Here is a 23,866-nt window from a genome sequence, read left to right as displayed (position 1 = left end):
CCGACGTGCGCCTATGGCGGCGCATCGCGACGACCTCACCAACCGCTTCCACCTCGAGAAAATCCCCAGCCCAAGCGGCGTCACCCACCGCATTTTCTGGCGCCGCTGACCGCAATTCGCATTCGGGGCCGTGTTCTCCCGGTCGTCACGGTCGGGAGAATACGGCCACCATGTAGTCCGAATCGTCGGTGAAAGGGCGAAGGTCCCAGGTTGAGAGGCGTAGATCCAGTGTGAGACCGGCGGTTTCGGCGTCGGAGAGGAAATCTGGGAAGTCGTAGCCGCGGTCAGCGCCGAAGCCGGTGATCAGGCGGCCGGTGGGGGCTAGGTGGTGGGTGAATCGGGTCAGGACCGCGTCGCGGGTGGAGGGGGCGACGAATGTGAGTACGTTTCCCGCGCAGACGATGGCATCGAAGTCGGCGGGGGTGCCGCCGGCGGGGAGGTCCAATTCGGCGAGGTCGCCGACGAGCCAGGTCGGGCCGGGGTAGTCCTGCTCGGCCGCGGCGATCAGTACCGGGTCGATGTCGACTCCCACCACATTGTGACCGCAGCGGTGCAGGTAGCCGCCGACCCGACCCGGACCGCACCCCGCGTCCAGGACCCGACTGCCGCGCTCGAGCATCGCGTCGACCAGCCGCGCCTCACCGAAAATGTCCTGCCCGTCGGCCGCCATTTTCCGGAATCGCTCCACGTACCAGGTCGAATGTGCGGGATCGGCAGCGGTGAGCTCCTCCCACTGACTGGGGACACGTCCACTCATCGCTACTCCTCCTCGCTCGGCCCACCTGTGGTCAACTGTGCCACCACCGTCACCGGAACTTGCGCACGACCTCGATCAAGCCCACACGGAAGCTTTGAACTCGGACGATCTCCGGACCCCGGAGATCCAGGGATGTCCGGGCCGAGCCCGATGATCCGGATTGCTCTCGAGGAATGCCGACTCCACCCGGAAACGCGCCAGCCAAGCCCAGCGCACCAACCTGATTCCGGCCGACATTTCGTTCGCGCTGGTACCTTCGGTCTGGATTGCGCTGACGGGGAGGGACTTTGACCGGCGAACCCGTGACGACACTGCACGACTTCCAGCTGTCGATGTTGAACGCGATGTGCACGAGTGCCCCGGCGGAGGCTGCGGCCCTGCTTGCTCGGGTGGGGGCCACTCGTGAGGAGGCCGAGATAGCGGAGAAGCGGTGGTGGTTCGCGAATCCGACCAATAGCTTCAGGACGATCGCCGAGTACGCGGATGCTTGGGGGGCACCGGTTGCGGAGCGGGTCGAATACCCCGGGGACCGCGAGATTCGTTATGCAGCATGGGATCTGCCCTTCTGGCCCTGCCTGCGGATCGAATGGATGGAACTCGAGCAGCACTCCGTCCTGTTCAGGAAGCTGCTCCGCCAACCGGGTCACCAGCGGCCGCAGGTGAAATCCGCCGCCGATCTGCCCGCGTGGTCGTGGACCTGGGACGAGTTCCATGACGGATCCCTGGGCCAGACGGATTTCGTCGACGGCTGGGGTGCCGTCGGAGACCTCGCCGTTTGCCGAGCGATCGACCCTGAAACAGGGCGCGACCGGATCTACTGGGCAGATTTCGATTGGGCGCTTCTTCAGCGCATCGAGCGAGCCCCGGACGCATTCGAATGGCCATCCCGATGCCGTGCTCAGCATAAATAGCAATGGTTCCAGCATTTACTAGAAGAGTCTTGACTATTTGAATGCATGGGGCGATGCTCGATGCATGCGAGCGGCAGATGTGGACCTCACCGTCGAGGAGTTGGCTGGGCGGGTTGGGGTGCCCACCAGCACGGTGCGGATGTATCAGTCGAAGGGGTTGTTGCATGCGCCGCGGCGGGTGGGGCGGGTGGCGCGGTATGACAGTTCGCATCTGGAGCGATTGGAAGTTGTTCAGCGGCTACAGGATCGGGGATTTTCGCTGGCTTCGATCAGCGAGTTGCTGTCCGCCCGGGAGCAGGGGGCCACGGTGGCGGATCTGCTCGCGTTGCCGGGCGGTCCGGAGGATTGGGTTCCGCTCGGGCTGCGGGACATCCGGTTGATGATCAAGCCCAAGGGGTTGCGACCGGCGTTGCTGCGCAAGGCGACTCAGCTCGGATTGATTCGGTGGCGGCGCGGGCGGCCGCAGGCGCGGCGGTGGGCGCTCACCAGCGGACTGCGGGTCGCGGAATTGGATATACCGCCGAGTGAGGTGCTCGATCAGATCGTGCGGTTGCGAGCGCACACCGATCAGATCGCGGCCGACTTCGGGGATATCTTCGAGCGCACACTCTGGCCGCGCATTCAGGCCGATAGCACCGAGACCGACCAACTCGACCGGGTCCGTGCACTATTGGAGGAGCTGACCGGATTGGCCGAGGGGGTGGTGGTCAGCGCCCTGCGCGAATCGGTGCGGCACCTCGCCGAGGAATTCGCCGAACGACACGAACTACTGCCCGCCGAGGGCGAACGCCCCACCTGGCTGGAGCGGCCGATCCCGGTGCTCAACGAACGACTCCTCGAATCCACCGAGAACGACCTCGCGGCAGTGGACAAATTCCTGGCCGCCGATCACGCCCCGGAGTAGTGATGAACGCGAACACCCGCCGGACGGTATGGACCCGGGTTCACTACTGCGCGGAGGTGATGGTCGGCGTGATAGCGGGCACCGGGATGACCGCTATCTGCCTCGTGGGCTCGCTGTATGCCCTCTTCACCTTCGGCCTCTGGGTGGGGCCTATTCTCGCCCTGACGATTTGGCTGGCGAGTACGCTGGTCAGCTCCGTGCGCATGCACCTTCGCGGCTGGGATTCCGGCAATATTCGATTCCTGGTCGGCTTCGGAGCCATTCCCTGCCTCACGGGTATCGCGGCGATCACCTCGCTGATCATGTACGCACTGAGCGATCCGGCCGTCGGCTGAAAGGGATTGCGACGGCCTATGTTCCGGTGAGTTTGGCGACCAGTGGGGCGAATCGGTCGGCGTAGTCGGCGCCGAAGACGAAGTAGGAGAAGCCGAGTTCTTCTCTGCGACGCTGGATTTCCTCGGCGGCGGCCGCCGGATCATCGGGGAGGGCGATCACCGCGTCGGCGGCGTGGAATGGGGCGGGGTCGGTGCCGGGGGGAGCCATGTGGGGTGCGACGTAGTCGCCGATGATCGGGATGGCGAGAGCGAGTTCGATGGTGCCCGCCGCGCGGAAATTCGCGGTCAGACTGGCGATTTCGGCGCGCGGCTGGGTGCCCAGCGGGAAGGTGACCGTATCGGCGAACTCCGCGGCCAGCGCGCGGGCCTTCGGGCCGGAGACGGCCATGGCCACGGGGGTGTGACGGTCGGGACCGTCGAAATCCCTGAGCGCCGTCACGGTTTCGCGGATCGATGCCAGCCGCTCGCTGGGTGGTGGAACGCCGGGAATGCCCCGGTCGCGGAGTTCGTCCTCGATTCCCGGCCTGCCGGTGCCGATCCCCATCTCGAACCGGCCGCCCGTCATCAGCGACAGTGAATGCGCCTCCCACGCCGTCAGCCAGGACGGACGCAACGGAGACGCGTACACCCAAGAACCCACGCGCAGATCGGTCAGCGCCGCGACGGTGGCCAGTACGGGGCCGGGCGCAGGCTGCAACAGTGGGAAGTCGGGCATCAGCAGCGTCGAATACCCGCTGTCGGCAATCCGGCGCGCACGGTCCAGCCACGTCGGCAGATCGGTGTAGATCGGGGCGACCACCCCGAATCGAAACGGTCTCGTCATACCCCGAATTCCTCTCTGCGGTCGGAGAGATCACTGGCCGATGGCCTACCCATGATCATCTCCCTCTGTACAACCAGAGACGAGGCGGTCACCGGAAATTCATCGGTGGGGGGAATGCGCCGCATCGACACGGCCCATCGCGGCGTAGCCGTCGCCGACGCGTCCCCTCGATCCCCTTACCGCTGGGGCAGGATGCGCGCATGAAGGTAATCCACTTCGGCGCGACCGGCATGATCGGGCCGGGGGTGCACAACGAGTGCCTGCGGGATCAGCGGGTGGGAGCAGGTGCTCGCGGTCGCGTCCCCGGGCTCCGAGACCCGCATCCGCGCGCCCCGGGATATCAGCGCGCGCCATTGCCTAGGCGGCGCCGCACCTGATGTCGAGCCGCCCACAGGCGGCTCGACATTCACAAACAGGACTTACTGGGCAATATCACACTCGGTCGAATGGCTACCGGATCTCGAATCGGTCGACACCGTCTGTCGAATCCGCGCACGGGCCACCAATTCGGTCATCTCGATGAGGGAATCCGCCAGATGCGGACGTAGGCCCGCGCGCACATCGTCGAATACAGCCCGGATCGTGGCGGATGGAACACCGGGAAACTCTCGCATCAGCCGTAGCACGGACACCCTGCTGCGAGCCATTCGAATGCCTTGTACCGCAACACTTTCGATGCTCCGGACAGGTGCTGACGCGACAGTTCTGGTTGGCGAGCCCATTACATATCCAATCCCATTGCCTGGTGATACTCGGTCGGATTCGAAACAGAGCCACCGGGGTCTGGAGTGGATCAAGGGCGGAGAAGTCCGGAGCGGAGAACAACTCCGGGTTGTACTTACGCGAACAGGGTACGACCAATCATGGCGATTGCACAGCCCTTTCCGGCGAGTCCCCGGCACCTCGCCGCAGGCAATTCGACTTCGGCATTGCGAGATAAAGTAATTCGTACCGGTAGCCCCGAAACCCCGGTCACCGCGACGGCAATCCCGGGAATGTCGGGCGGAGGCCGGCAGGGCGGACACCAGGGTGTCCGCCACCACTGTTCGGTCTCCTGCGGCGTCACCCTGCGCGCCGACGGCGGCCCGGCCGCGGAGATATCGACACCGATCCGGCCCGCGATCTCCGGCAGCCGGGACGACGAACTGCCCGAATGGGTTTCGCGGCTGGGCGTCCGCCCGGTGGCGTACGTCTCGCTGGGCACCGTCCCGATCGTCAACCAGCCCGCCGCATACGAGCCCCTCGTGAGCGGCCTCGCCACCCTGGACGCCGATATCATCGTCACCGTCGGCCGCCAGACCGATCCGGCGGCACTCGGCCCGCAACCGCCCAATATCCATATCGCACAGTGGTTGTCGCTGGCCGCGTGCCTCCCCCGCTGCGATGCGGTGCTCTGCCACGGCGGTGCGGGCACCACGCTCACGGCCCTGTCGCACGGGCTCCCGCTGATGCTCTCGCCCCGCGGTGCGGACCAATTCCCGACCGCCGACGCCGTCCGGCGAGCGGGGCGCGGCCCGGGTGCTCACCTCCGCACAGGTGACTCCCGACGCCATAGCGCGGGAAGTTTCGCCTGCTGTTCGCCGACAGCGCGTATCGTGATGCGGCCGAACGCATTCGCTCCGAGATTGCCCGTATGCCGTCCGCGACCTCGGCGGTCGACGTGCTGATGCGCCGCTTCGCGCTCGCGCCCGGTCGAGCCGCACTTGAACGGAGATGCCGATGCCGTATACGAGCTTCGTCGATGTTCTGCTCATTCTGACGCGCGGGGATGAGGTCCTGCTCGCGCGGCGGGCGAATACCGGCTATTCGGACGGGCTCTGGAATCTGCCGTCCGGCAAGCTCGAGGCGCAGGAGGATCTGGAGGCGGGGATGATTCGAGAGGCGCGGGAGGAGATCGGGATAGAGCTGTCCCGCAGCGACATTCGAATGGCGAATGCGGTGCACTATCAGCCCCCGGATCGGCAGAGCCGGGTGGGATTCTTCTTTCACGCCGACACCTGGTCGGGCGAGCCGTTCAATGCCGAACCGGACAAGTGTTCGGACCTGCGCTGGTTCCCGATCGACGCCATCCCGGAGGACACGGTTCCCTATACGAGCATCGGATTGGATCTGTTCCGGCGCGGTGAGCATTTCGGCCTGTCAGGCTGGACGGTGACGGCCGGAGACAGTCGGGGACGCGAGCGGGATTGACCGATACCGGCGTTCGAACAGCAGGGCGGTGGATCATGGCGGTATTCGTCGTTGGATTGGGCATTGCGCTTTTACCCCGCGCAAATCCGGACAAACCGCCATTCGATCCGGATACGGTGCCCGGCACACAGGTCGTATGGGTGACCGCACCCCGCGGCGAGGCGCGCGCGACCCTGGAGTTGTGGCAGCGGAATCGACTCCGGGATTGGAAGCGCACTTTCGCGGTACCCGCGTGGGTCGGTGCGGAAGGGATCTCCCCCCATGCCGCCGAGGGCCGCGCCTTCACCCCGCAAGGCACCTTCACATTGACCGAGGGATTCGGCCGCCGCCCCGATCCGGCGGCGCAACTGCCCTATCTGGCGATCGACCGGTCCAATACCTGGTGGTGGGTCTCGGATGTGGAGAGTCCGCTGTACAACACCGAATACCGGTGCGCCGCGCCGGATTGCCCATTCGACACCACCCGCGCGGAGAACCTGGGCCGGGTGGATCCGCAGTACAACCACGCGATCGTCATCGACTACAACCGTTCCCCGGCGCTGCCCGGCGCGGGTTCGGCATTCTTCCTGCACGGCGCTATCGGCGAACCGACCTCCGGATGCGTCGCGGTCTCCGAGGATGTGATGCGCACCCTGATCGCCACCCTGCAACCGGCGCGGCGGCCGGTCATCGGAATGTACGCGAGTTGAAAAAAGCTCCGGCCCAATCGAATTCGGGCCGGAGCAGACAGCGCGCAAACTCAGACGCACACACCGTTCAGATTCACCGCGTTGATGGTGGTCTGACCGACGGCGGGTCGCGTATCCGACGAATCGTCGAAATAGAACGCGCTCACCGTGTGCTGACCCTCGACCCCGGGAACCCAGAAAATGCTCGCGGTGCCATCGGTCACCGGCACCGTGCCGACCACATTGCCGCCCATATTCGCCAGGTGGCTGGTGAATTCGACGCGCCCGTGCGTCACCGGCGTGCCATCGGGCATCTTCACCGTGGCGACCGCGGTCTGCCCGCAGCCCACCGAGGCGATTTTCACCGGCCCGCCGCCGGTCATGGCGACCGACAGGTTGGGTGTGGCCGCCGCGTTCGCCTGCGGCGCGAGCGCCGCCATCGATACCGCGATACACGCCGCCGCGACCGCCGTACCGGCCCCGCGTGAAACTTCCAATCCGCTCATCGTGCCCCGTCTTTCGGATTTCCGGACCAATCGTGGACAGATCATCGAACCGGGTGGCAGGGTACCGGACGTACGAGCGGTGTACCGGGAGGCGGGGCGGTCAGACCAGGAATGTGAGGGCGGAGTCGGCCTCGTCGCGCAGTGCGGCGGCATGGGCGTCGATATTCACGCAATCGCTGAGCGTCGCGCCCGCATCGAGTTTGGCGATGACCCGCGCCTCGGCCTGTTTGACCGATGCCGCTGCGGCGAAAAGGGATTCGATCTCCGCCGGATCGACCACCACAATGCCCTCGGCATCGGCGAGCACGATATCGCCGGGGCTCACCGGCACTCCCCCGCAGGTGACGCGGACCTGGAGTTCGCCGAGTTCGGTGGTGGAACCGGACATCGGGGTGACGAATCGGCTGTACACCGGCAGCTCACACTCGCGCACATACCCGATATCGCGATATCCGGCGTCCACGATTATCCCGCCGAGGCCGCGCACCAGCGCACCGCGTGCGAAAAGCTCTCCGCCCAGCGCGATTTCACTGCTGCCGCCGTCCACGACGACGACATCCCCGGGCGAGGCCGACTCGATGGCCCGTAGGACGCCGAAGAAGTCGTCCTGACAGCGCACGGTGAACGCGGGTCCGAGGATTCCGGTGACGGCCGAGCGCGGTCGAATCGCGCTGTCCATGACCCGCAGGGATTTGTCCGCATCGCAGAGTGCGGTGGTATCGACGGTGTGGAAGGCTTCGGCAAATCGGTCGGCGAGCATGAGCGACGCCTTTCGAGGTTCGAATGCTGGTGGTCCCCCGACCCTACTGGCCGATCACGGCCCGATTCGGCGAGTCGCGGGAAACGCTCGCCCGCACACGGCGATTTCGGGTAGTGCGCTACTCAGGTTTCGGGCGCTGACCAGTCCTAACGTGATCTCGGGAGCCGAACGGCTCGGCCCCGAAGGGGAATGATCATGATCGATATCATCACTTTGCGCGGCACCGGGGAGCAGCGCAATACCGACGGCACACCGGCGGGCATGCTGCACGATGTGGCCAAACTGCTGGACCCGGCCAAGTTCACCGCCTTCGAACCCGATTGGCCCGCCGCCATCGGACCAGATCCGGAGGTATGGGGCCCGTCGCTGGACACCTCGGTGCGCAAAGGCGTGGCAGCGGGTGTGAAAGCCATTCAGGGTTCACCGAATATCTGTGGGCTGCTGAGCTATTCGCTGGGCGGCATTGTCGCGAGCACGATTCTCGACGGTGTGCGCGCGGGCCGGTACACCAATACCGATGGTTCACCGCTGGAGATCGCGTTCGTGGTCAATATCGCCAATCCGCTGCGCGGGCCCGGGCAATCGGTCGGAAACCTGTGCGGCTCCGACACTTACGGCCTGCACGGACGGCACGGACCGTGGCCGGTGGGAATCGATGTGCGCGAATACGCCAATCCCGATGACATCATCACCGCCTCCCCCGCCGATTCACCGCTGCGCGGTATCGACACCGCCATCTCGCCGTTCTCGCTCGTGGAGGGCGCGCGCATCGGAAACCTCACCCCACTGCTGTTCCACGAGTTACTGAACTTCCTGCTGCGGCATCCGATTGCCAATATCGACCGGTACGCCGCCGCGGTGCGCGGCCTGCTCGGCTATCTGACCCCGTGGCCCGATGGCGAGCATGTGCGCTACTCCGGACACATTATGCCGGGTACCGATGTGCTGTGGACGACCCATGCCGCGGAGTATCTGAATGCCGCCTACTGAGCCGCGTCCGCCCAGATATCCGGCGGCACGATATCGCGGGATCGGCCGTGCGAGTCCAGGATTCGGCCGAGCAGCTTCTCATGCCGCAGGGTCACCGTGCGTTCGGTGACCATCAGGCCCGGATGCGTGGTGGCGAGCTGATTCTCGAAACGGGTGACCTCTGCGACCGAATGCAGACCGGCCTGCAGGATGAGATTGTGGGTACCGCTCACGGCCGCGCAATTGCGGGTCTGCGGTAGGCGGATGAGGGCGTAACCGATCTCGGGGAGTGCGGCGGTGGGCGCGGTGGCGCGATAGGTGACCGCCACCGGCCAGCCGCCCAGCGAACGCGCGAAATCGCAGCGGAAGCTCACCATGCCGAGCCGGGTAAGTTCATCGAGCCGGCGCTTGACGGTGGAGCCGCTGGTGCCCAGGGCCGCGGCGACCGCCCGGTGCGCGGCCCGCCCGTCCCGCGACAGCTCCCCCATCATGGCCCGATCGACCGCGGTGATGCGGCGACGGCCGCGCTCGGCGGCGCTGCTCACCTCGGGCGCGCGCAGGCGATTGCGCTGCTCCGGGGCCAGCGCGTCGATACGCCAGCTGCCGCCCTCGGCGAACCAGTGCGTGACGATCTGCGTGCGAATGGCGGCGATATGCGCGATCGCCGGGAGCACGTCCAGGGTGTACCGGGCCATCTGATCGAAATCGCGGGTGGCCACGGTGGCGAAGATGCGGTTGCTGCCTCCGGCGCGTTCCAGGGTGAGCATATGCCGATGCCGGGCCAGCTCGGCCACCACGGTCGCGGTTTCCCCTGCGGCGCAGTCGATATCGACGTACGCGGCGCAGACGTGATCGTAGAGCGCGGGCCCCGGTGACATGCACACCCAGGCTGTGCCCCGCTCGCTCAGTCGCTGCCAGCGCCGGGCGACGGTGACCGGGTCGACGCCGAGCACGCCGCCGAGCTCGGTCCAGGAGGCGCGCGGCCGCAGTTGCAGGGCGTGGATGAGCGCCAGCTCCTCCTCGGTCAGCAGTCTGGCTTCATCCTGCATCGGCACCGGTCCTTCTGGCGACATCCTGCGATTCCTTCGGCCTCGCCGTCCAGTCTCGCACAATCGAGTCGACCCTCTACGCGGAGAGACTGGAGCGGACGCCATGGCATTCGGCGATTACCAGAACGAGATCTACTTCAACGGCCTGCGCGGTGTGGTGCCGACGCTGCCGGTGAGCTTCGACGAGCTGGAGGCGCGGGCGCAGACCGCCATGCCGCCGTCGGTGTGGTCGTATGTGGCCGGCGGCGCGGGCAATGAGCGCACCCAGCGCGCCAATGTCTCGGCCTTCGATCAGTGGGGGCTCATCCCCCGCATGTTCGTGGGCGCGGCGCAGCGTGATCTGTCGGTGGAGCTGTTCGGAATGACCCTGCCCGCACCGGTTTTCCTGGCTCCCATCGGTGTGATCGGCCTGTGTTCGCAGGACGGTCACGGCGATCTGGCGACCGCGCGAGCCGCCGCCCGCACCGGTGTGCCCATGGTGGCCTCGACCCTCATGGTCGATCCGCTCGAGGATGTGGCGGCCGAATTCGGGGATACGCCGGGGTTTTTCCAGCTGTACACGCCCACCGATCGCGATCTCGCGGCCAGTCTGGTCGAGCGCGCCGAGCGGGCGGGCTACAAGGGCATCGTGGTCACCCTGGACACCTGGGTCACCGGATGGCGGCCGCGCGATCTGGCCACCGGTAATTTCCCGCAGCTGCGCGGGCACTGCCTGGCGAACTACTTCAGCGATCCGGTGTTCCTGAAGAGTCTGGCCAAATCCCCCGCCGAGGATCCGCAGTCGGCGATCCTGCGCTGGATCCAGGTCTTCGGCAATCCGCTCACCTGGGCCGATCTGCCGTGGCTGCGGTCGCTCACCACGCTGCCGTTGCTCGTGAAGGGCATCTCGCACCCCGAGGACGCCCGGCGTGCCCGGGACGGCGGCGTGGACGGCATCTACTGCTCCAATCACGGTGGCCGCCAAGCCAATGGCGGTATTCCGGCCATCGATCTGCTGCCCGAGGTGGTCGAGGCGGCCGAGGGTCTGCCGGTACTGTTCGACTCCGGTATCCGCTCGGGTGCGGACATCGTCAAAGCGCTCGCCCTCGGTGCGACTGCCGTCGGCATCGGGCGGCCCTACGCCTACGGGTGCGCCCTGGGCGGCGCGGACGGCATCACCCATGTGCTGCGCACCCTGCTCGCCGAGGCGGATCTGATCATGGCGGTGGACGGCTATCCCACCCTGGCCGACCTCACCCCGGACGCGCTGCGCCGCGTCCGCTAGTTCCTTGGCGGATTGCACGAGAGAAACGATGCGAGTGCGGCAATAGGCCGAAAAGCATTGAAGGCGTGCGAATGCCGGTGGCGGGTGTCCTAGAGTCCGTGGCCACCACCGCATGGTGGTGTCACTGCGAATCAGGAACATCTATGCAACTTCGCATTTTGCGCGCCGGTCTCTCGTTCACCGCCGCATTCTCGGCCGTCGTTCTCGCATTACCGGCAGCGGCGTCGGCGGCGGCCAGTATTCACTTCGCCGCCGCGGTCGACTCACCCTCGGGCGGATCATTTCCGTCCTGGGGTCCGGGACCGTCGCCGATCGGAATGGTGGGAGCCGATTTCACCGGGGACGGCGTGCCCGATATCGTCGCCGCGGATTTCGGCGGTGACGGCCCGATCATTATGGCGGGCAAGGGCGATGGCACCTTCTCGCCCGGAAAACGGGTGGGCTCGGTCGGGAATGGTTACGGCGCGGTCGCGGCCGGTGATCTCAATGGCGACGGCAAGCCCGATGTGGTCGCGCAGGCGTGGACGCAGATCGCGGTATTCCTCAATAATGGCGACGGCACCTTCAAGGTGGGCAAGAAGTACACCACCGTGGAGGGCGCACAGCAGGAGGTCATCGTCGCCGATGCCAATGGCGACGGCAAAGCCGATGTGCTGAGCCTGATTCCGACCGGTGTGCAGACCTGGCTGGGGCAGGGCGACGGAACGTTGAAGTCGGGGCCCTCGGCCATTATCGCCGGTCCGGCCGCGGCGTTCACCACCGGAAAGTTCAACAGCGACAATACGATTGATATCGCGATAAACAATGATCTGCTGCAACAGGTCGAGGTGTTCACCGGTAACGGCGACGGCGGATTCACCCGAAAGGGTTCCAGCAGCGGCGGACTCATCACCGAGGATGTGCGGGCCGGTGACTTCGATGGCGACGGCATCGACGATGTGGTGACGGCGGACTCGTTCTCCTTCAGCACCACCGTGCTCATCTCCGACGGTCAGGGTGGATTCAAGAAGACGAATCGGGTGAATCTGTCCGGCCTCGGCCCGACCAGTATCGCGGTGGCCGACTTCGATCACAATGGCACCCTGGACGCGGCCATGTCGGCGGTCATCAGTTCGAAAATGGTGGTATTCAACGGAAATGGCGACGGCACACTGACCATTGCCGACAGCTATCCGGTGATCGGGCAACCGCAGACCCCGGTGATCGCCGATTTCAACCGCGATGGAAAGCCCGATATCGCGGTCGCCGGGGCCGCCAACGCGGTTTCGTTCCTGGGCAATAATTCATAGCCGCGACAAACGCCAGGCGCGCGGGGTCATCCCCTGCTCGGCGCGGAAGCGGCGGGCGAAGTAGCCGGGATCGAGCATTCCCACGCGCCTGGCGATCGCATTGACCGGCAGGTCCGACTCCGAGAGCAGGCGTCGGGCCTCGGTCATGCGGCGTTCGATCAGCCAGTCCTGCACGGTGCGGCCGGTGCGGCGACGGACCAGCGTGGTGAGGTACGCGGGAGTCATGCCGACCGATCGGGCGATATCGCGCAGCGAGATCGGCTCGCCGAAACCCTTTTCAATGGCATCGAAGACCTCCGCCAGCACGGTCTCATTGCTGCGGCGCAGATCGCCCACCACATCGTCGGCCAGGCGCGCGACATCCACGAGCAGCAGGGTCAGATGCGCGGCGGCGGCCTGGCGGAATCCGGCGCGGCGCGTGGACAACTCCTCCTCGATGGCGGCGATGGTGTTCTCCCACATCGGTTGTCGCCGCACCGGAACACGCAATCGCAGCAATCCATCGGCATTGCCGTGCAGGAAGGGGAACAGCAGCGGATGCGCGCGCCATGCGGGCCACGGCGCCCGGGTGTCGTCACCGAGCGCGGCGGGGTCGAAGAGCACCCCGCAGGCGCTGTCCATCGGTATCCCCGCGGCGTCGATGACCGCACCGGGCGCGACGACATACAGATCGCCGGACCTGGATATCTCCGGATGCTCGGAGCCCGCGGCGATGTACATCAGTACCGGGAAATCGTGGATATGCGGAACCCCGTGCGCGGGCATCATGCCGCCGGTGAAGCGCATGACCGACAGCGGTGGCACGGACGGGTCGGTGGCGTAGCGGTACACCGGCACCCCGGCCTCGTATCGGACGGGGTGCGTACGCTCGGACATGAACCAAAGATAATCCTGATTCTGCCGACAATCACCCAATTACTTTGTCAGCCAGCGGACGACCATGGACGACATGACGAAACATACTCCGGTCACGCAGGCCATAGGCAATGAACACGACTACCTCCCCGCAGCCGGGCGCGATGCCATGCTGCCGTTCTACGATCTGTTCACCCGGGCGCTGGGCGTCGGCAGGGTGCATCGCGCGCTGATTCGGCAGGCCGGTCTCGCACCGGGCGATCGGGTGCTCGAGATCGGCTGCGGTACCGGCAATCTCACCATCGCGGCCAAGGACGATCAACCCGGCGCGGAGGTGGTGGGCACCGATCCGGATCCACTGGCCCTCGTGCGCGCTGAGCGTAAGAGCAAGGGCCGCAGCGGCCTTCGCTATGAGCGCGCCTACGGTCAGGAGTTGCCCTTCCCGGACGGCAGCTTCGACCACGTGCTGTCGGCGTTCATGCTGCACCACCTCTATCCGGCGGTGAAGGAGGCCACCGCCGCCGAGGTCTTGCGGGTACTGCGCCCCGGCGGGCAGTTGCATCTGGTGGATATCGGCGGAAACCTCACCGCCGCCGACGGATTCAGTGCGCGACGCATGCTGAAGAACCCCCACGTGGCCGCCAATCTGGGCGAGGGGATCCCACGTTTGCTGCGCACCGCCGGATTCGACTGCGAAGAGGTGGATTCCCGCGTCTACCGGCACGTCAGCCGGGTCACCTACTATCGGGCCACTCGACCGGCCTGAGTCCGTCCGCGCGCGGACGGCCCCCGGCGCTCATCCGCGTTCGCCGCTCACCACTTGAGTATGGGCAGCGGTGAAAGCGGATGGGTGCGTAGGCGTTCCGCGCCGAGATGCAGTAGGCGGCGATGGAATCCGGCGTCGGGGAATTCCTCGGTGAGCGTGCGGTAGACCGATCGGGAGACGCCGAAGCGGCCCAGCACGCCCATCTCGACATCGACCGCATCGGCCCGGCGGAAGATCTCCACCGGATCGTCCGCGCTGCCCGCGGATCTGAGTTTGTGATGCTGGTCGATCATCCGGACGACCAGCGGGCTCGACTCGCCCTGGCCGTTGCCCTCCAACCAGTGATCGGCGAGTTCCTCGGAGGGTGCGAGATAGTCGAAGGTACCCGCGGTCCAGATGCCCAGATCGTGAAATACGGCCGCCGCCAGGAACTCCGGACGATCGCTCGGTGCGGGCTCGCTCCCGGGTGCGACCAGATCGCACAGGCTGAGCACCCGGAGCACATGGTTGGTGTAGGCGACTCGATCGCTCCCGAGTTCGGTCGTCCACGGTGCCAGGCGGCGGCCGACTTCCGCGCGGAGCGCAGTGCTGTCCATAGCCCTCGACGATAGAAGAACCCTCGGCCGCCGGAGCCGCATTCGCGCTCCGGCACGGCCGATTTCTCTTGGCACACGGCATTTTTCATAGCGGTGGCACCCCATGGACACCGCGTCGGACCAGTGGCCCGCCGAGCAGGCGGGCCACTGCCACCACTACGAGCTGACGACCGAGGGCACGCCCAGCGACGAGAGCGTGTCCACCAGAAAGGCGTTCACCGCGTCCGGGCGCTCGAGCTGAACCAGGTGCCCGGCCTTGGGAACCTCGACCACCGCGCGGAGATCGGGCACCCCCGCGCGCATGGTCGCCAAGGGGTCGCGACCGCTGAAGCCCTCCATATCCGGATCCTTCTCGCCGTAGAGGAAGAAGGCCGGAACGCTCACCTTGGCACCGGCGTACGCCTCGGTGAGCTCCCAGTTGCGGTCGAGATTGCGGTACCAGTTCAAACCGCCGGTGAAGCCGGTGCGCTCGAAATCGGCGACGAGCGTATCGAATTCCTCCTGCGAGAGCCACGGCCACGGCAGCGGCGGAGCCTCGGGGAGTACCTCGAGGTAGCCGAGGCCGGGCGGGTTCTTCCAGGTGTCCAGGTAGTGGTACTCACCGCTGAGCGAGAAGTACACCCGGGCCAGGAAGCCGCGCGGATCCGCCGCCAGTTCGGCGTCGGCGACACCCGGGGTCTGGAAGTACGACAGGTGCAGGAAGTGCCGTTCGGCGGCCTTGGTCCAGAACGCCGAGGGGGCGCGCGGCGGGCGCGGGCTGAACGGATTGTTCAGGACGGCCACCGCCTCGACCCGTTCGGGCGCGCGCAGCGACAGCTCCCACACCAGTTGCGCACCGAAGTCCAGGCCCACGAAGACGGCCTTATCCGCGCCGATATCGTCGAGCAGGGCCAGCAGATCCCCGATGACGGCCTCGTTGGTGTACGACTCCAGCCCGGCCGGGGCATCGGTCCGGCCGTACCCGCGCAGGTCGGGTGCCAGGGCGCGGTACCCGGCGGCGGCCACCGCTTCCAGCTGGTGATGCCACATGAACCAGGTGTGCGGGAACCCGTGGCAGAAGACGACCGGATACCCCTGTCCCTGCTCTGCGACGTGCATTCGGATCTCTCCGGTATCGATCGTCCGATGCGTCAGCTCCACTACCGCCTCCAATTTCTAGAACACGTTCTTATTTCAAGGTAGTGTCCAGAGGTCGTGAGCGAAATACCCAAGATTCTCGCCGGAACGGTCGCCGTGGTGACCGGAGCCAGCCGTGGCATCGGCAAGGGCATTGCCCTGGAGCTGGGCGCGGCCGGTGCGACCGTCTACGTCACCGGGCGCACCACCACCCCCGGGCAGTTGCCCGGCACCGTGGCGGGCACCGCCGCCGAGATCGACGCGCTCGGCGGCGTCGGGGTGCCGGTTGTCTGCGACCACCGGGACGATGCGGCCGTGGAAAAACTGTTCGCACAGGTGCGTGACGAACAGGGCCGCCTGGACGTGCTGGTCAACAATGTCTACAACTCCCCCGCCGCGGCGCGCTGGCTCGGCCGCAAATTCTGGGAAGTGCCCGCCAAGGCATGGGACGAGACCTTCGATATCGGCGTCCGATCGCACTATGTGGCAAGCGTTCTGGCCGCACCGCTGCTGATCGAATCGAGCGGGCTGATCGTGAACGTGTCCTCGCCGGGCGCGGTGCGGTACATGCACAATGCCGTCTACGGCGTCGGCAAGACCGCGCTGGACCGGCTCACCGCCGATCTGGCGCACGATCTGGCCGATACCGGCGCGACGGCGGTCTCACTGTGGCCCGGCATCGTGGATACCGAACTGCTGCAAATGGTTCCGGCCGATGCCGATGGCCGGCGGCTGGTCACCCTGCCCGGTGAGGGCACCTTCGATCTCGGCGAGGCCGAATCCCCGCGCTTCCCGGGGCGCGCCGTCGCCGCCCTCGCGGCCGATCCGAATCGCAAGGCGCGCAGCGGAAAAGCCTGGAAGGTCGCCGATCTGGCCGAGGACTACGGCTTCACCGATATCGACGGCCGCGTACCCCGCGCGGATTAGTCACCACCGACAAACGTTCCCGGACAAGAGGAGTACAGCAAGTTATGCGTCGCGTTTTCGTCGTCGGTGTCAATATGACCCCGTTCGTCAAGATCGGGTCCCGCGAGTGGACCTACCCGGAGATGGTCGGTGAGGCCGTGCGCGGGGCGCTCGGCGATGCCGGTGTCGGCTACGACCAGGTGCAGCGCGCCGCCGTGGGATATGTGTTCCAGCCCTCCGCCGCAGGGCAGCGGGCGCTGTACGACGTGGGCCTGACCGGGATTCCGGTGGTCAATGTGAACAACAACTGCGCCACCGGCTCCACCGCGCTCATGCTGGCCCGCGAATGGGTCGGCGCGGGAATCGTCGATGTGGCCCTGGCGGTCGGCTTCGAGCAGATGACCAAGGAGGCCATGGCGGGTCCGGCCACCCGGCCCAAGGCCACCACGGTGGATCATCACCTGGGTGTCATGCGCGGGCAGTACGAGTTCAGCCAGGCGCCGATCACCACGCAGTTCTTCGGCAACGCCGCCATCGAGCATATGAAGCAGTACGGGACCACCCCCGAACAGCTCGCCGCCGTGGCCGTGAAGAATCATGAGCATTCGACGCGGAATCCCTTGGCGCAGTTCCAGGATGCGTACACCCTGGACCAGGTGCTCACCGATAAGCCGGTGCACGGACCGCTGACGCGCTCGCAGTGCTCGCCCATGTCCGACGGCGCGGCCGCGGCCGTGGTGGTCAGCGAGGAGTACGTGCGGGCGCACGGGCTTCAGGCGCAGGCCGTCGAGATCCTGGCGCAGGAACTCGCCACCGATGACGGCACCTCGTTCTCGACCGGTTCCATGATCGATGTGGTGGGCGCGCCCATGACCCGCGCGGCCGCGTCGAAGGTGTTCGCCACCGCCGGAATCGGCGCGAATGATGTCGATGTGATCGAGCTGCACGACTGCTTCACCGTCAACGAGCTCATCACCTACGAGGCGCTGGGCCTGTGCGGTGAGGGGGAATCCGGTGCGCTCATCGAATCCGGGGCGACCACCTACGGCGGCACCTGGGTGGTGAACCCGTCCGGCGGGCTCATCTCCAAGGGGCATCCGCTCGGCGCGACCGGGCTGGCGCAGGCCACCGAATTGTCCTGGCATCTGCGCGGACTCGCGGGCGACCGGCAGGTGCCGGACGCGCGCATCGCGCTGGCGCACAACCTGGGCCTGGGCGGCGCGGTGGTCGTCACCCTGTATGCCGCCAATACGCTGTGATCTGGACGGAGTGAGATATCAATGACTGCAATCGATTCCGACACCCTGCTGCGCCTGCCGGTGCACAACGGCCACGCCCTCGTTGCGGGGCTGCGGCGGCACAAGAACCGGCCGGTGCTGACCCTCGGTGACCAAATCCTCACCGGCGGTGAGGTACTCGACGCCATCAGCCGCTATATCGCGGCCTTCGAGGAGCACGGTGTCACCACCGGGACGCCCGTGGGCGTGCTCGCGCTGAACCGGCCCGAGGTGCTCTTCACCATCGGCGCCGGGCAGATCGTGGGCTCGCGGCGCACCGCGCTGCATCCGATCGGCGGGCTCGACGATCACGCGTATGTGCTTGCGGACGCCGGGATTACGACACTGATCCTGGATCCGGTGCCCGCGTTCGTGCAGCGCGCCCGCGAGCTGGTGGATCGCGTGGAGGGCCTGAACCGGGTGCTGACCCTCGGGCCGGTGCCCGAGGAGCTCGCCGATGTGGGCGTGGATCTGCTCGCGGCGGCGGACAAGTACTCCCCGCGGCCGGTCGAGGCCGTGGAGTTGCTGCCCGAGGACGTCATCTCCATCGCCTACACCGGTGGCACCACCGGTAAGCCCAAGGGTGTCATCGGCACCGCGCAGGCCATGACCACCATGACGCAGATCCAGCTGTCGGAATGGGAATGGCCGACGCGGCCGAAATTCCTTATCTGCACGCCGCTTTCGCATGCGGGCGCGGCGTTCTTCCTGCCGGTCGTGCTGCTCGGCGGCCAGTGCGTGGTGGTGCCGCGCTTCGAGCCCGGTGAGGTGCTGCGCGCCATCGAGGAGCACAAGATCAGCGCCACCATGCTGGTGCCGTCCATGCTCTACGCGCTGCTGGATCACCCCGACTCCAAGACCCGCGACCTGTCCTCGCTCGAGACGGTCTACTACGGTGCGGCCGCGATCGATCCGAATCGCCTGCAGGAGGCCATCGATCGATTCGGGCCGATCTTCGCGCAGTACTTCGGTCAGTCCGAAGCGCCCATGGCGATCAGCTACCTGGGCAAGCAGGAGCACGACAAGGAGCGACTGACCTCGTGCGGCCGCCCCTCCACGGCCATCCGAGTCGCGTTGCTGGACAAGGAGGGCAACCGCGTCGCCCCCGGCGAGGTCGGCGAAATCTGCGTCTCCGGACCACTTCTCGCGGGCGGCTACCTCAATCTTCCCGAGGTCACCGCCGAAACCTTCGTCGACGGTTGGCTGCACACCGGTGACCTGGCCCGCCAGGACGACGACGGCTTCCTGTTCATCGTCGGCCGCAGCAAGGACATGGTCGTCACCGGCGGCTTCAACGTCTTCCCCCGCGAGGTCGAAGACGTCGTCTCCGAACATCCCAAGGTCCTGAATGTGGCGGTCGTCGGCGTCCCCGACGCCTACTACGGCGAAGCGGTCACCGCCGTCCTGGTCCTGGACCCCGAAACCGCCGCCGACCCCGCCGCCGTCGAGGTCGTCACCGCCGAAATCCAAGCCGCGGTGAAGCAGCGCAAGGGTTCGGTCCAGTCCCCCAAGCACGTCCTGCTGGTCGACGAACTCCCCCTCACCGGCCTCGGCAAACCCGATAAGAAGGCAATCCGCGTCCTCGCCGCCGAACGCCTCGGCCTGGCCTGATCGCATCGAATATCCAACGCCCCGTCGACCTTTCGGCCGGCGGGGCGTTCCCGACTCGAAACGCGGGCCGCCGAATGTGTGATCAGTGGCGTACATGCAGTTCGAAACCCTTGCGGCCCAATGGTTCCAGCCCGTGCTTGAGGTGCAGGGACGGGATTTCGTAGTCACCGAAGTTCTGTGGGCGGAATGGGATGGGGTCGGTGGAGTCCAGGGTCAGCAGGCGCTCCTTCCATGCCTTGGCCACGTCCGGATAGTCCTGCTCGGTCAGGCGGTCGGTGCCGTGCAGGACGAAGGGCGGCAGGACCTCGATGCCCGGGTAGTAGAGGATGCCGTGCTGGATGGGGAAGAGCAGATCGTCGATGGGGCCGTTGATACCGCGGGCGGAATAGTGCGACTCGGGGCCGCCGATGGTGACCGACAGCAAGGCTTTTCGGCCCGCGAGGGTGCCCTCGCCGAAGCGTTCGCCGTAGCGGGTGTCGCTGTGCTCGCCGACGCCGTAGGCGAAGTTGTAGGTGAACACCCGGTCCACCCAGCCTTTGAGAATGGCGGGCATCGAATACCACCACAGCGGGAATTGGAAGATGATCGTGTCGGCCCACAGCAGCTTGCGCTGTTCGGCGCGGACATCCTCGGTGAGGGTGCCCGCGTCGAACGCGCGGCCGGAATCGCGGGCGACCCGCAGCGGGTTCGAGGCGGCCGGACCGTAATCGTCCGCATCCACCACCGCCTTCCAGTTCATCGCGTAGAGATCGCTCACCCGGACCTCGTGCCCCAGGGATTCGAGAGTGGACACGGCCAGGTCCTTGAGCGAGCCATTGAGCGAATTCGGCTCGGGGTGCGCGTGGACGATGAGCGTCTTCATGGAAACTCCTTCGGATCGGATGCCTTCGATCGTGGGCCGCACGCCGCCGTTCGTTCAGGGGCGGCGCTTCCATCGGACGGAGCTTCCTGGTAACGGCAGGACCACCTTCACCGGCGGCGGCGACGCCATACTGGAGGGCATGGATGATCTTGCGGGTTTTTTGCGTACCCGGCGGTCCCGGGTCGATCCGGCGACCGTCGGCATTCCCGCGGACCGGTATCGCCGCGTCGAGGGATTGCGGCGTGAGGAGGTCGCGCATCTGTCGGGGGTCAGCGTGGATTATTACGTGCGCTTGGAGCAGGGGCGGGCGACGCAGCCTTCGGAGCAGGTGCTCGATGCTCTGGCGCGGGTCCTGGGACTCGATGAGATCGAACGTGAACACCTCGACCGGCTGGCGCGGCAACGCCGTCGCCGCGCCAAGGCACCGAGCGGGCGGGTGCGCCCGGAACTGCTGCGGGTCCTCGATCTGGTCGCCGACGCGCCTGCCCTGATCATGGACCACCGCCTGGACGTGGTCGCCGGGAATCGCCTGGCCGGACTCCTCTACGATCGTCCGCTGCCCGGGCTGAACACCGCCCGGCACATCTTCCTCGAGGAGGCCGAGCGCGGGCTCTACGCGGACTGGGAACAGTGCACCCGCGATGTGGTCGGACATCTGCGACTGGCCGCGGGCAAGTACCCCGACGATCCGCGCCTGGCCTCACTCATCGGCGAATTGTCCATGGGCAGTGAGCGTTTCCGCCGACTGTGGGCGCGCGCGGATGTGCGCGCCCGAACCCACGGCCGCAAGGCGTACCGGCATCCACTGGTCGGCCTGCTGGAACTGCATCAGGAGAACTTCGCACTCCCGAACGAATCGGGGATGGAACTGATCGTGCTGTCCGCCGCGCCCGACAGCGCCGCCGCGGACGGCCTGCGCCTGCTCGCCGGCCTGGACGCGGTCGGCGAGGTTCGGACGGATGAGAATGCCCGGGTGCGCGACTGAACCCGAAACCGTTGCGCGCTCAGGGATTCGAGTCCAGCCAGGCGAAAGCCGCCGCGGTCAGTGCGGTTACGCCGCAGTCGATGGCCGGTTCGGCCAGGGGTGCGAAGTACGGCGAGTGATTCATGGGGATATCGCGTTCTACGGTGCCGTTCTCTTGCGCCGCGGCGACTTTCGCGGGATCGGCTCCGCCGAAGAACCAGAAGGACAGTGGCGCGCCGGCGGCCTCGGCGAGGATGCCGACGTCCTCGCTCGCAGGGAAGGCGGCGATGTTCAGGACCCGTTCGGCCCCGAGGGCATTCGATAGCGCGCCGCGCGTCTTGTCCAGTGCCACCGGATCATTGACGGTTACCGGTAGGCGCATCAGCAACTCGATGGTCGGCGCGCGATCCGCGCCCGAAGCCGCGGCTTCCGCGCACACGATGCGCCGCACCGCCTCGACCACCCGATCGCGCACCTCGGTGGAGTAGGTGCGCACGCTGACCCCGAGCACGGCCTCATCGGCGATGATGTTCTCCTTGGCGCCCGCGTGCAGACTGCCGATCGTCACGACCGCCCGATCCGTGGCGGCGACCTCACGCGAGACGATGGTCTGCAAACGCAGGACGGCCGCGGCGGCCATCACGATCGGGTCGACGGTCGTCTCGGGGCGCGAGCCGTGACCGCCGCGACCGTGCAGGGTGATCCGCAGGCTGTCGTTCGCGGCGAGGAAGGGACCCGGATGGGTCGCCACCGTTCCCACCGCGATCGGCAGAACATGCTGCGCCAGTACGATTTCCGGCTTACCGAAGCGCTCGAACAGACCGTCGTCGACCATGGCCTGCGCACCGCGCCCGACCTCCTCGGCGGGCTGGAAGACCGCCACCACCGTGCCCGACCACCGCGCGCGGGCCTGCACCAGCGCATCCAGCGCGCCGAGCAGGCAGACGGTGTGCATATCGTGCCCGCAGGCATGCATCACCGGCTCACCGCACTCCGGATCGAAGGCGGTCGAGGCGTACGCGAGCCCGGTCTGCTCACGCACCGGCAGCCCGTCCATATCGGCGCGCAACAGCACCGTCGGGCCGGGACCGTTCACCAGGCGCGCGACCACACCCGTCCCACCGACGCCCTCGGTCACCTCGAAGCCGAGCGCCCGGGCGCGCCGAGCGGCGATCCCCGCGGTCCGATGCTCGGCGAAGGAAAGCTCGGGATGCGCGTGCAGATCCCGGTACAGCGCAACAAGATCCGCATTGATGCGGGCAACACGAGTGTTGATCCACGACACAGCACCAATCACAACAAATCCCTCCCGGTAGAAGAGGACAACACGCGTTGAAGCTCCGGCACCGATCAGAGGCAGCCACAGGGCGACCGTACAAACATACTGTTCTGCCGCTTCTCCCGTGGCCCGATACGCCCATACCTCACAGCGCACAGGGGAATTCGTGCCGTCAGTGCGCGCCGGGGCGGGAGATCATGAGGACCACGACAGCCGCCCAGAGCAGGTTGTAGATGCCCGAGGTCATGGACAGGGTGCGCAGGCGCTGTCCCGCGTCGGGGTGCTCGAGCGCTTGGCGTTGCAGCGGATGGATGAAGGCCGCCAGCAGCGCGCCCGCCGCGAAGGTGAGGCCCATGGAGAGGGTGATCCAGACCTCGCCCATCCGGCCCTGGACCGCCGCCAGCGCGATGCCCACGATCGGGACGGACAGGGCCAGGGCGGCGTAGGTGCCGGTAATGCGGTGGAATGCCTTGGCCACGGCGATATTTTGCTCCGGCGCGGGCGTCGCCGCGTCGACCGCCAGCGGCGCGTAGCGCGGGAACAGGCTTGCGGCGACGGCGGATCCGCCCACGAAGACAATGGCGACCAGCACGTGTATCGACAGCAGAATCTTCTGCATGACAATCCTCCAACCTTCAGTCCGGCTGAAGCATAGCGCCGGGCTTCAGCTTGGTTGAAGGTTGTGAAAAGGTCACCGCCACCGCGGAAATCGAGGATCAGGAACCGTTTCGACGGGCGAAGGCGGCGAGTACGGCGGTGCCCACCTGGCGCTGGAACGGATCGGCGGCCGGACCGAACAGCCGCTCGTCCACCTCGGCGACGACCTCCTGCGCCGCGTGCAACAGCCGCTTCCCTTCGGCGGTCAACTCGATGATCGAGGCCGAACCCGCCCGCGCCGTGCGATCCCGCACCAACCCCGCGGCCACCATCGCCTTCACCGCGGTGTGCACACTCTGCACGCTGATCGCCCCCATCCGCGCCAGATCACTGAACGACGCACCGGGCACCCTCGCGATATGCCCGAGCAGCGCCAGCCGGGAGACGGTGAGCCGCAGCGGCATCAGGGCCGCGGCGAGTTCGGCCTCGATACGATGCGCCAGGGTCAGCACGATGATCGACGCGCTCGCGGGCGGCGGTTCGGGGTGATCGCTCTCGGTGGTCACCGCCCCATCTTCCCGCACCGCCGGCGTCCTTTCGCCCGGCGACCGC

26 protein-coding genes are annotated in these 23,866 nt (G+C 66.8%); 14 read left to right on the top strand and 12 right to left on the bottom strand.

Going from position 1 to position 23,866, the window contains the following annotated elements:
* Window positions 1-145: 145 nt before the first annotated feature.
* Complete coding sequence (locus NA10_RS06400; RefSeq protein WP_067564591.1) at window positions 146-757, bottom strand: class I SAM-dependent methyltransferase; 612 nt, start codon at window positions 755-757, stop codon at window positions 146-148.
* A 287-nt stretch (window positions 758-1,044) separates the two neighbouring features.
* On the opposite strand from NA10_RS06400, the gene NA10_RS06395 reads away from it, so the two are divergent.
* The 3 genes from NA10_RS06395 (at window position 1,045) to NA10_RS06385 (ending at window position 2,907) form a co-directional block, all read left to right on the top strand.
* Entirely contained in the window at window positions 1,045-1,668 is a 624-nt protein-coding gene (locus tag NA10_RS06395; RefSeq protein ID WP_067564590.1) for a hypothetical protein, read from the top strand.
* 64 nt (window positions 1,669-1,732) lie between these two features.
* The gene (locus tag NA10_RS06390) at window positions 1,733-2,572 is read left to right on the top strand and encodes a MerR family transcriptional regulator (RefSeq protein ID WP_067564588.1); all 840 of its coding nucleotides are present in this window, start codon (window positions 1,733-1,735) and stop codon (window positions 2,570-2,572) included.
* Between the two features lie 2 nt (window positions 2,573-2,574).
* A complete protein-coding gene (locus NA10_RS06385; protein WP_067564586.1) occupies window positions 2,575-2,907 on the top strand; it encodes a hypothetical protein in 333 nt (110 codons plus the stop codon).
* Window positions 2,908-2,923: 16 nt separating this feature from the next.
* On the opposite strand, the gene NA10_RS06380 is transcribed toward NA10_RS06385, so the two are convergent.
* A complete protein-coding gene (locus tag NA10_RS06380; RefSeq protein WP_067564584.1) occupies window positions 2,924-3,730 on the bottom strand; it encodes an LLM class flavin-dependent oxidoreductase in 807 nt (268 codons plus the stop codon).
* A 995-nt stretch (window positions 3,731-4,725) separates the two neighbouring features.
* On the opposite strand from NA10_RS06380, the gene NA10_RS06370 reads away from it, so the two are divergent.
* From NA10_RS06370 to NA10_RS06360, 3 genes are all read left to right on the top strand, one after another.
* The gene (locus NA10_RS06370) at window positions 4,726-5,397 is read left to right on the top strand and encodes a glycosyltransferase (protein WP_067564581.1); all 672 of its coding nucleotides are present in this window, start codon (window positions 4,726-4,728) and stop codon (window positions 5,395-5,397) included.
* Between the two features lie 52 nt (window positions 5,398-5,449).
* On the top strand, window positions 5,450-5,920 hold the full coding sequence (locus NA10_RS06365; RefSeq protein ID WP_067564891.1) for an NUDIX hydrolase: 471 nt from the start codon (window positions 5,450-5,452) through the stop codon (window positions 5,918-5,920).
* A gap of 140 nt (window positions 5,921-6,060) precedes the next feature.
* Window positions 6,061-6,609 carry a L,D-transpeptidase family protein gene (locus tag NA10_RS06360; RefSeq protein ID WP_169812536.1) on the top strand — a complete coding sequence of 183 codons (549 nt, stop codon included), beginning with the start codon at window positions 6,061-6,063 and terminating at the stop codon, window positions 6,607-6,609.
* A gap of 50 nt (window positions 6,610-6,659) precedes the next feature.
* Here NA10_RS06360 and NA10_RS06355 read toward each other — a convergent pair whose 3' ends face one another.
* Window positions 6,660-7,094 (bottom strand): hypothetical protein, encoded by a 435-nt coding sequence (locus tag NA10_RS06355; protein ID WP_067564577.1) that lies wholly within the window; start codon window positions 7,092-7,094, stop codon window positions 6,660-6,662.
* 100 nt (window positions 7,095-7,194) lie between these two features.
* On the bottom strand, window positions 7,195-7,854 hold the full coding sequence (locus NA10_RS06350) for an RraA family protein (RefSeq protein ID WP_067564575.1): 660 nt from the start codon (window positions 7,852-7,854) through the stop codon (window positions 7,195-7,197).
* A gap of 195 nt (window positions 7,855-8,049) precedes the next feature.
* On the opposite strand from NA10_RS06350, the gene NA10_RS06345 reads away from it, so the two are divergent.
* Window positions 8,050-8,844, top strand: coding sequence for a hypothetical protein (locus NA10_RS06345; protein WP_067564889.1), 795 nt, complete (start codon window positions 8,050-8,052; stop codon window positions 8,842-8,844).
* Here NA10_RS06345 and NA10_RS06340 read toward each other — a convergent pair.
* A complete protein-coding gene (locus NA10_RS06340; protein WP_084514366.1) occupies window positions 8,838-9,896 on the bottom strand; it encodes an Lrp/AsnC family transcriptional regulator in 1,059 nt (352 codons plus the stop codon). The two genes, NA10_RS06345 and NA10_RS06340, sit on opposite strands and share 7 nt — an antisense overlap.
* A 79-nt stretch (window positions 9,897-9,975) precedes the next feature.
* Between NA10_RS06340 and NA10_RS06335 the strand changes: the two genes are divergently transcribed.
* Window positions 9,976-11,136, top strand: a complete 1,161-nt coding sequence (locus tag NA10_RS06335; protein WP_067564572.1) for a lactate 2-monooxygenase — start codon at window positions 9,976-9,978, stop codon at window positions 11,134-11,136.
* Between the two features lie 143 nt (window positions 11,137-11,279).
* Entirely contained in the window at window positions 11,280-12,425 is a 1,146-nt protein-coding gene (locus NA10_RS06330) for an FG-GAP repeat domain-containing protein (RefSeq protein WP_067564570.1), read from the top strand.
* On the opposite strand, the gene NA10_RS06325 is transcribed toward NA10_RS06330, so the two are convergent.
* The gene (locus tag NA10_RS06325) at window positions 12,420-13,301 is read right to left on the bottom strand and encodes a helix-turn-helix transcriptional regulator (protein WP_067564568.1); all 882 of its coding nucleotides are present in this window, start codon (window positions 13,299-13,301) and stop codon (window positions 12,420-12,422) included. The genes NA10_RS06330 and NA10_RS06325 overlap by 6 nt on opposite strands.
* Before the next feature lie 73 nt (window positions 13,302-13,374).
* On the opposite strand from NA10_RS06325, the gene NA10_RS06320 reads away from it, so the two are divergent.
* Window positions 13,375-14,046, top strand: a complete 672-nt coding sequence (locus tag NA10_RS06320) for a class I SAM-dependent methyltransferase (protein WP_067564886.1) — start codon at window positions 13,375-13,377, stop codon at window positions 14,044-14,046.
* A gap of 47 nt (window positions 14,047-14,093) precedes the next feature.
* Here NA10_RS06320 and NA10_RS06315 read toward each other — a convergent pair whose 3' ends face one another.
* Both NA10_RS06315 and NA10_RS06310 read right to left on the bottom strand, forming a co-directional pair.
* Window positions 14,094-14,642, bottom strand: a complete 549-nt coding sequence (locus NA10_RS06315; protein WP_067564566.1) for a hypothetical protein — start codon at window positions 14,640-14,642, stop codon at window positions 14,094-14,096.
* 156 nt (window positions 14,643-14,798) lie between these two features.
* On the bottom strand, window positions 14,799-15,740 hold the full coding sequence (locus NA10_RS06310) for an alpha/beta fold hydrolase (RefSeq protein WP_067564564.1): 942 nt from the start codon (window positions 15,738-15,740) through the stop codon (window positions 14,799-14,801).
* Between the two features lie 96 nt (window positions 15,741-15,836).
* On the opposite strand from NA10_RS06310, the gene NA10_RS06305 reads away from it, so the two are divergent.
* The 3 genes from NA10_RS06305 to fadD8 are packed head-to-tail and all read left to right on the top strand — an operon-like array spanning window position 15,837 to window position 19,552.
* A complete protein-coding gene (locus tag NA10_RS06305; protein ID WP_067564562.1) occupies window positions 15,837-16,685 on the top strand; it encodes an SDR family NAD(P)-dependent oxidoreductase in 849 nt (282 codons plus the stop codon).
* A 44-nt stretch (window positions 16,686-16,729) separates the two neighbouring features.
* Complete coding sequence (locus NA10_RS06300) at window positions 16,730-17,923, top strand: thiolase C-terminal domain-containing protein (protein WP_067564561.1); 1,194 nt, start codon at window positions 16,730-16,732, stop codon at window positions 17,921-17,923.
* 21 nt (window positions 17,924-17,944) lie between these two features.
* Window positions 17,945-19,552 (top strand): fatty-acid--CoA ligase FadD8, encoded by a 1,608-nt coding sequence (fadD8, locus tag NA10_RS06295; protein ID WP_067564559.1) that lies wholly within the window; start codon window positions 17,945-17,947, stop codon window positions 19,550-19,552.
* 82 nt (window positions 19,553-19,634) lie between these two features.
* On the opposite strand, the gene NA10_RS06290 is transcribed toward fadD8, so the two are convergent.
* On the bottom strand, window positions 19,635-20,414 hold the full coding sequence (locus NA10_RS06290) for an NAD(P)H-dependent oxidoreductase (protein ID WP_067564884.1): 780 nt from the start codon (window positions 20,412-20,414) through the stop codon (window positions 19,635-19,637).
* Window positions 20,415-20,553: 139 nt separating this feature from the next.
* Here NA10_RS06290 and NA10_RS06285 point away from each other — a divergent pair, with 139 nt between their 5' ends.
* On the top strand, window positions 20,554-21,399 hold the full coding sequence (locus NA10_RS06285) for a helix-turn-helix transcriptional regulator (protein WP_067564882.1): 846 nt from the start codon (window positions 20,554-20,556) through the stop codon (window positions 21,397-21,399).
* 19 nt (window positions 21,400-21,418) lie between these two features.
* Here the strand turns inward: NA10_RS06285 and NA10_RS06280 are convergent, their stop codons facing one another.
* From NA10_RS06280 to NA10_RS06270, 3 genes are all read right to left on the bottom strand, one after another.
* The gene (locus tag NA10_RS06280; RefSeq protein WP_373862343.1) at window positions 21,419-22,654 is read right to left on the bottom strand and encodes an amidohydrolase; all 1,236 of its coding nucleotides are present in this window, start codon (window positions 22,652-22,654) and stop codon (window positions 21,419-21,421) included.
* Window positions 22,655-22,829: 175 nt separating this feature from the next.
* On the bottom strand, window positions 22,830-23,276 hold the full coding sequence (locus NA10_RS06275) for a hypothetical protein (protein ID WP_067564557.1): 447 nt from the start codon (window positions 23,274-23,276) through the stop codon (window positions 22,830-22,832).
* Window positions 23,277-23,373: 97 nt separating this feature from the next.
* Window positions 23,374-23,820, bottom strand: a complete 447-nt coding sequence (locus NA10_RS06270; protein WP_067564878.1) for a MarR family winged helix-turn-helix transcriptional regulator — start codon at window positions 23,818-23,820, stop codon at window positions 23,374-23,376.
* Window positions 23,821-23,866: the final 46 nt, after the last annotated feature.

This window comes from Nocardia acidivorans NBRC 108247 (assembly GCF_001625085.1).
GTDB lineage: Bacteria > Actinomycetota > Actinomycetes > Mycobacteriales > Mycobacteriaceae > Nocardia > Nocardia acidivorans.
Note: the sequence above shows the minus strand (reverse complement) of the source record. Positions and strands in the feature narration are given on the sequence as shown.

Bases quoted from the DNA above. Each gene is read 5' to 3' on its own strand.
- NA10_RS06400 (WP_067564591.1), bottom strand. From the start codon at position 757: ATGAGTGGACGTGTCCCCAGTCAGTGGGAGGAGCTCACCGCTGCCGAT.
- NA10_RS06390 (WP_067564588.1), top strand. From the start codon at position 1,733: ATGCGAGCGGCAGATGTGGACCTCACCGTCGAGGAGTTGGCTGGGCGG.
- NA10_RS06385 (WP_067564586.1), top strand. From the start codon at position 2,575: ATGAACGCGAACACCCGCCGGACGGTATGGACCCGGGTTCACTACTGC.
- NA10_RS06380 (WP_067564584.1), bottom strand. From the start codon at position 3,730: ATGACGAGACCGTTTCGATTCGGGGTGGTCGCCCCGATCTACACCGAT.
- NA10_RS06370 (WP_067564581.1), top strand. From the start codon at position 4,726: ATGTCGGGCGGAGGCCGGCAGGGCGGACACCAGGGTGTCCGCCACCAC.
- NA10_RS06365 (WP_067564891.1), top strand. From the start codon at position 5,450: ATGCCGTATACGAGCTTCGTCGATGTTCTGCTCATTCTGACGCGCGGG.
- NA10_RS06355 (WP_067564577.1), bottom strand. From the start codon at position 7,094: ATGAGCGGATTGGAAGTTTCACGCGGGGCCGGTACGGCGGTCGCGGCG.
- NA10_RS06350 (WP_067564575.1), bottom strand. From the start codon at position 7,854: ATGCTCGCCGACCGATTTGCCGAAGCCTTCCACACCGTCGATACCACC.
- NA10_RS06345 (WP_067564889.1), top strand. From the start codon at position 8,050: ATGATCGATATCATCACTTTGCGCGGCACCGGGGAGCAGCGCAATACC.
- NA10_RS06340 (WP_084514366.1), bottom strand. From the start codon at position 9,896: ATGTCGCCAGAAGGACCGGTGCCGATGCAGGATGAAGCCAGACTGCTG.
- NA10_RS06335 (WP_067564572.1), top strand. From the start codon at position 9,976: ATGGCATTCGGCGATTACCAGAACGAGATCTACTTCAACGGCCTGCGC.
- NA10_RS06330 (WP_067564570.1), top strand. From the start codon at position 11,280: ATGCAACTTCGCATTTTGCGCGCCGGTCTCTCGTTCACCGCCGCATTC.
- NA10_RS06325 (WP_067564568.1), bottom strand. From the start codon at position 13,301: ATGTCCGAGCGTACGCACCCCGTCCGATACGAGGCCGGGGTGCCGGTG.
- NA10_RS06320 (WP_067564886.1), top strand. From the start codon at position 13,375: ATGACGAAACATACTCCGGTCACGCAGGCCATAGGCAATGAACACGAC.
- NA10_RS06315 (WP_067564566.1), bottom strand. From the start codon at position 14,642: ATGGACAGCACTGCGCTCCGCGCGGAAGTCGGCCGCCGCCTGGCACCG.
- NA10_RS06310 (WP_067564564.1), bottom strand. From the start codon at position 15,740: ATGCACGTCGCAGAGCAGGGACAGGGGTATCCGGTCGTCTTCTGCCAC.
- NA10_RS06300 (WP_067564561.1), top strand. From the start codon at position 16,730: ATGCGTCGCGTTTTCGTCGTCGGTGTCAATATGACCCCGTTCGTCAAG.
- fadD8 (WP_067564559.1), top strand. From the start codon at position 17,945: ATGACTGCAATCGATTCCGACACCCTGCTGCGCCTGCCGGTGCACAAC.
- NA10_RS06290 (WP_067564884.1), bottom strand. From the start codon at position 20,414: ATGAAGACGCTCATCGTCCACGCGCACCCCGAGCCGAATTCGCTCAAT.
- NA10_RS06285 (WP_067564882.1), top strand. From the start codon at position 20,554: ATGGATGATCTTGCGGGTTTTTTGCGTACCCGGCGGTCCCGGGTCGAT.
- NA10_RS06275 (WP_067564557.1), bottom strand. From the start codon at position 23,276: ATGCAGAAGATTCTGCTGTCGATACACGTGCTGGTCGCCATTGTCTTC.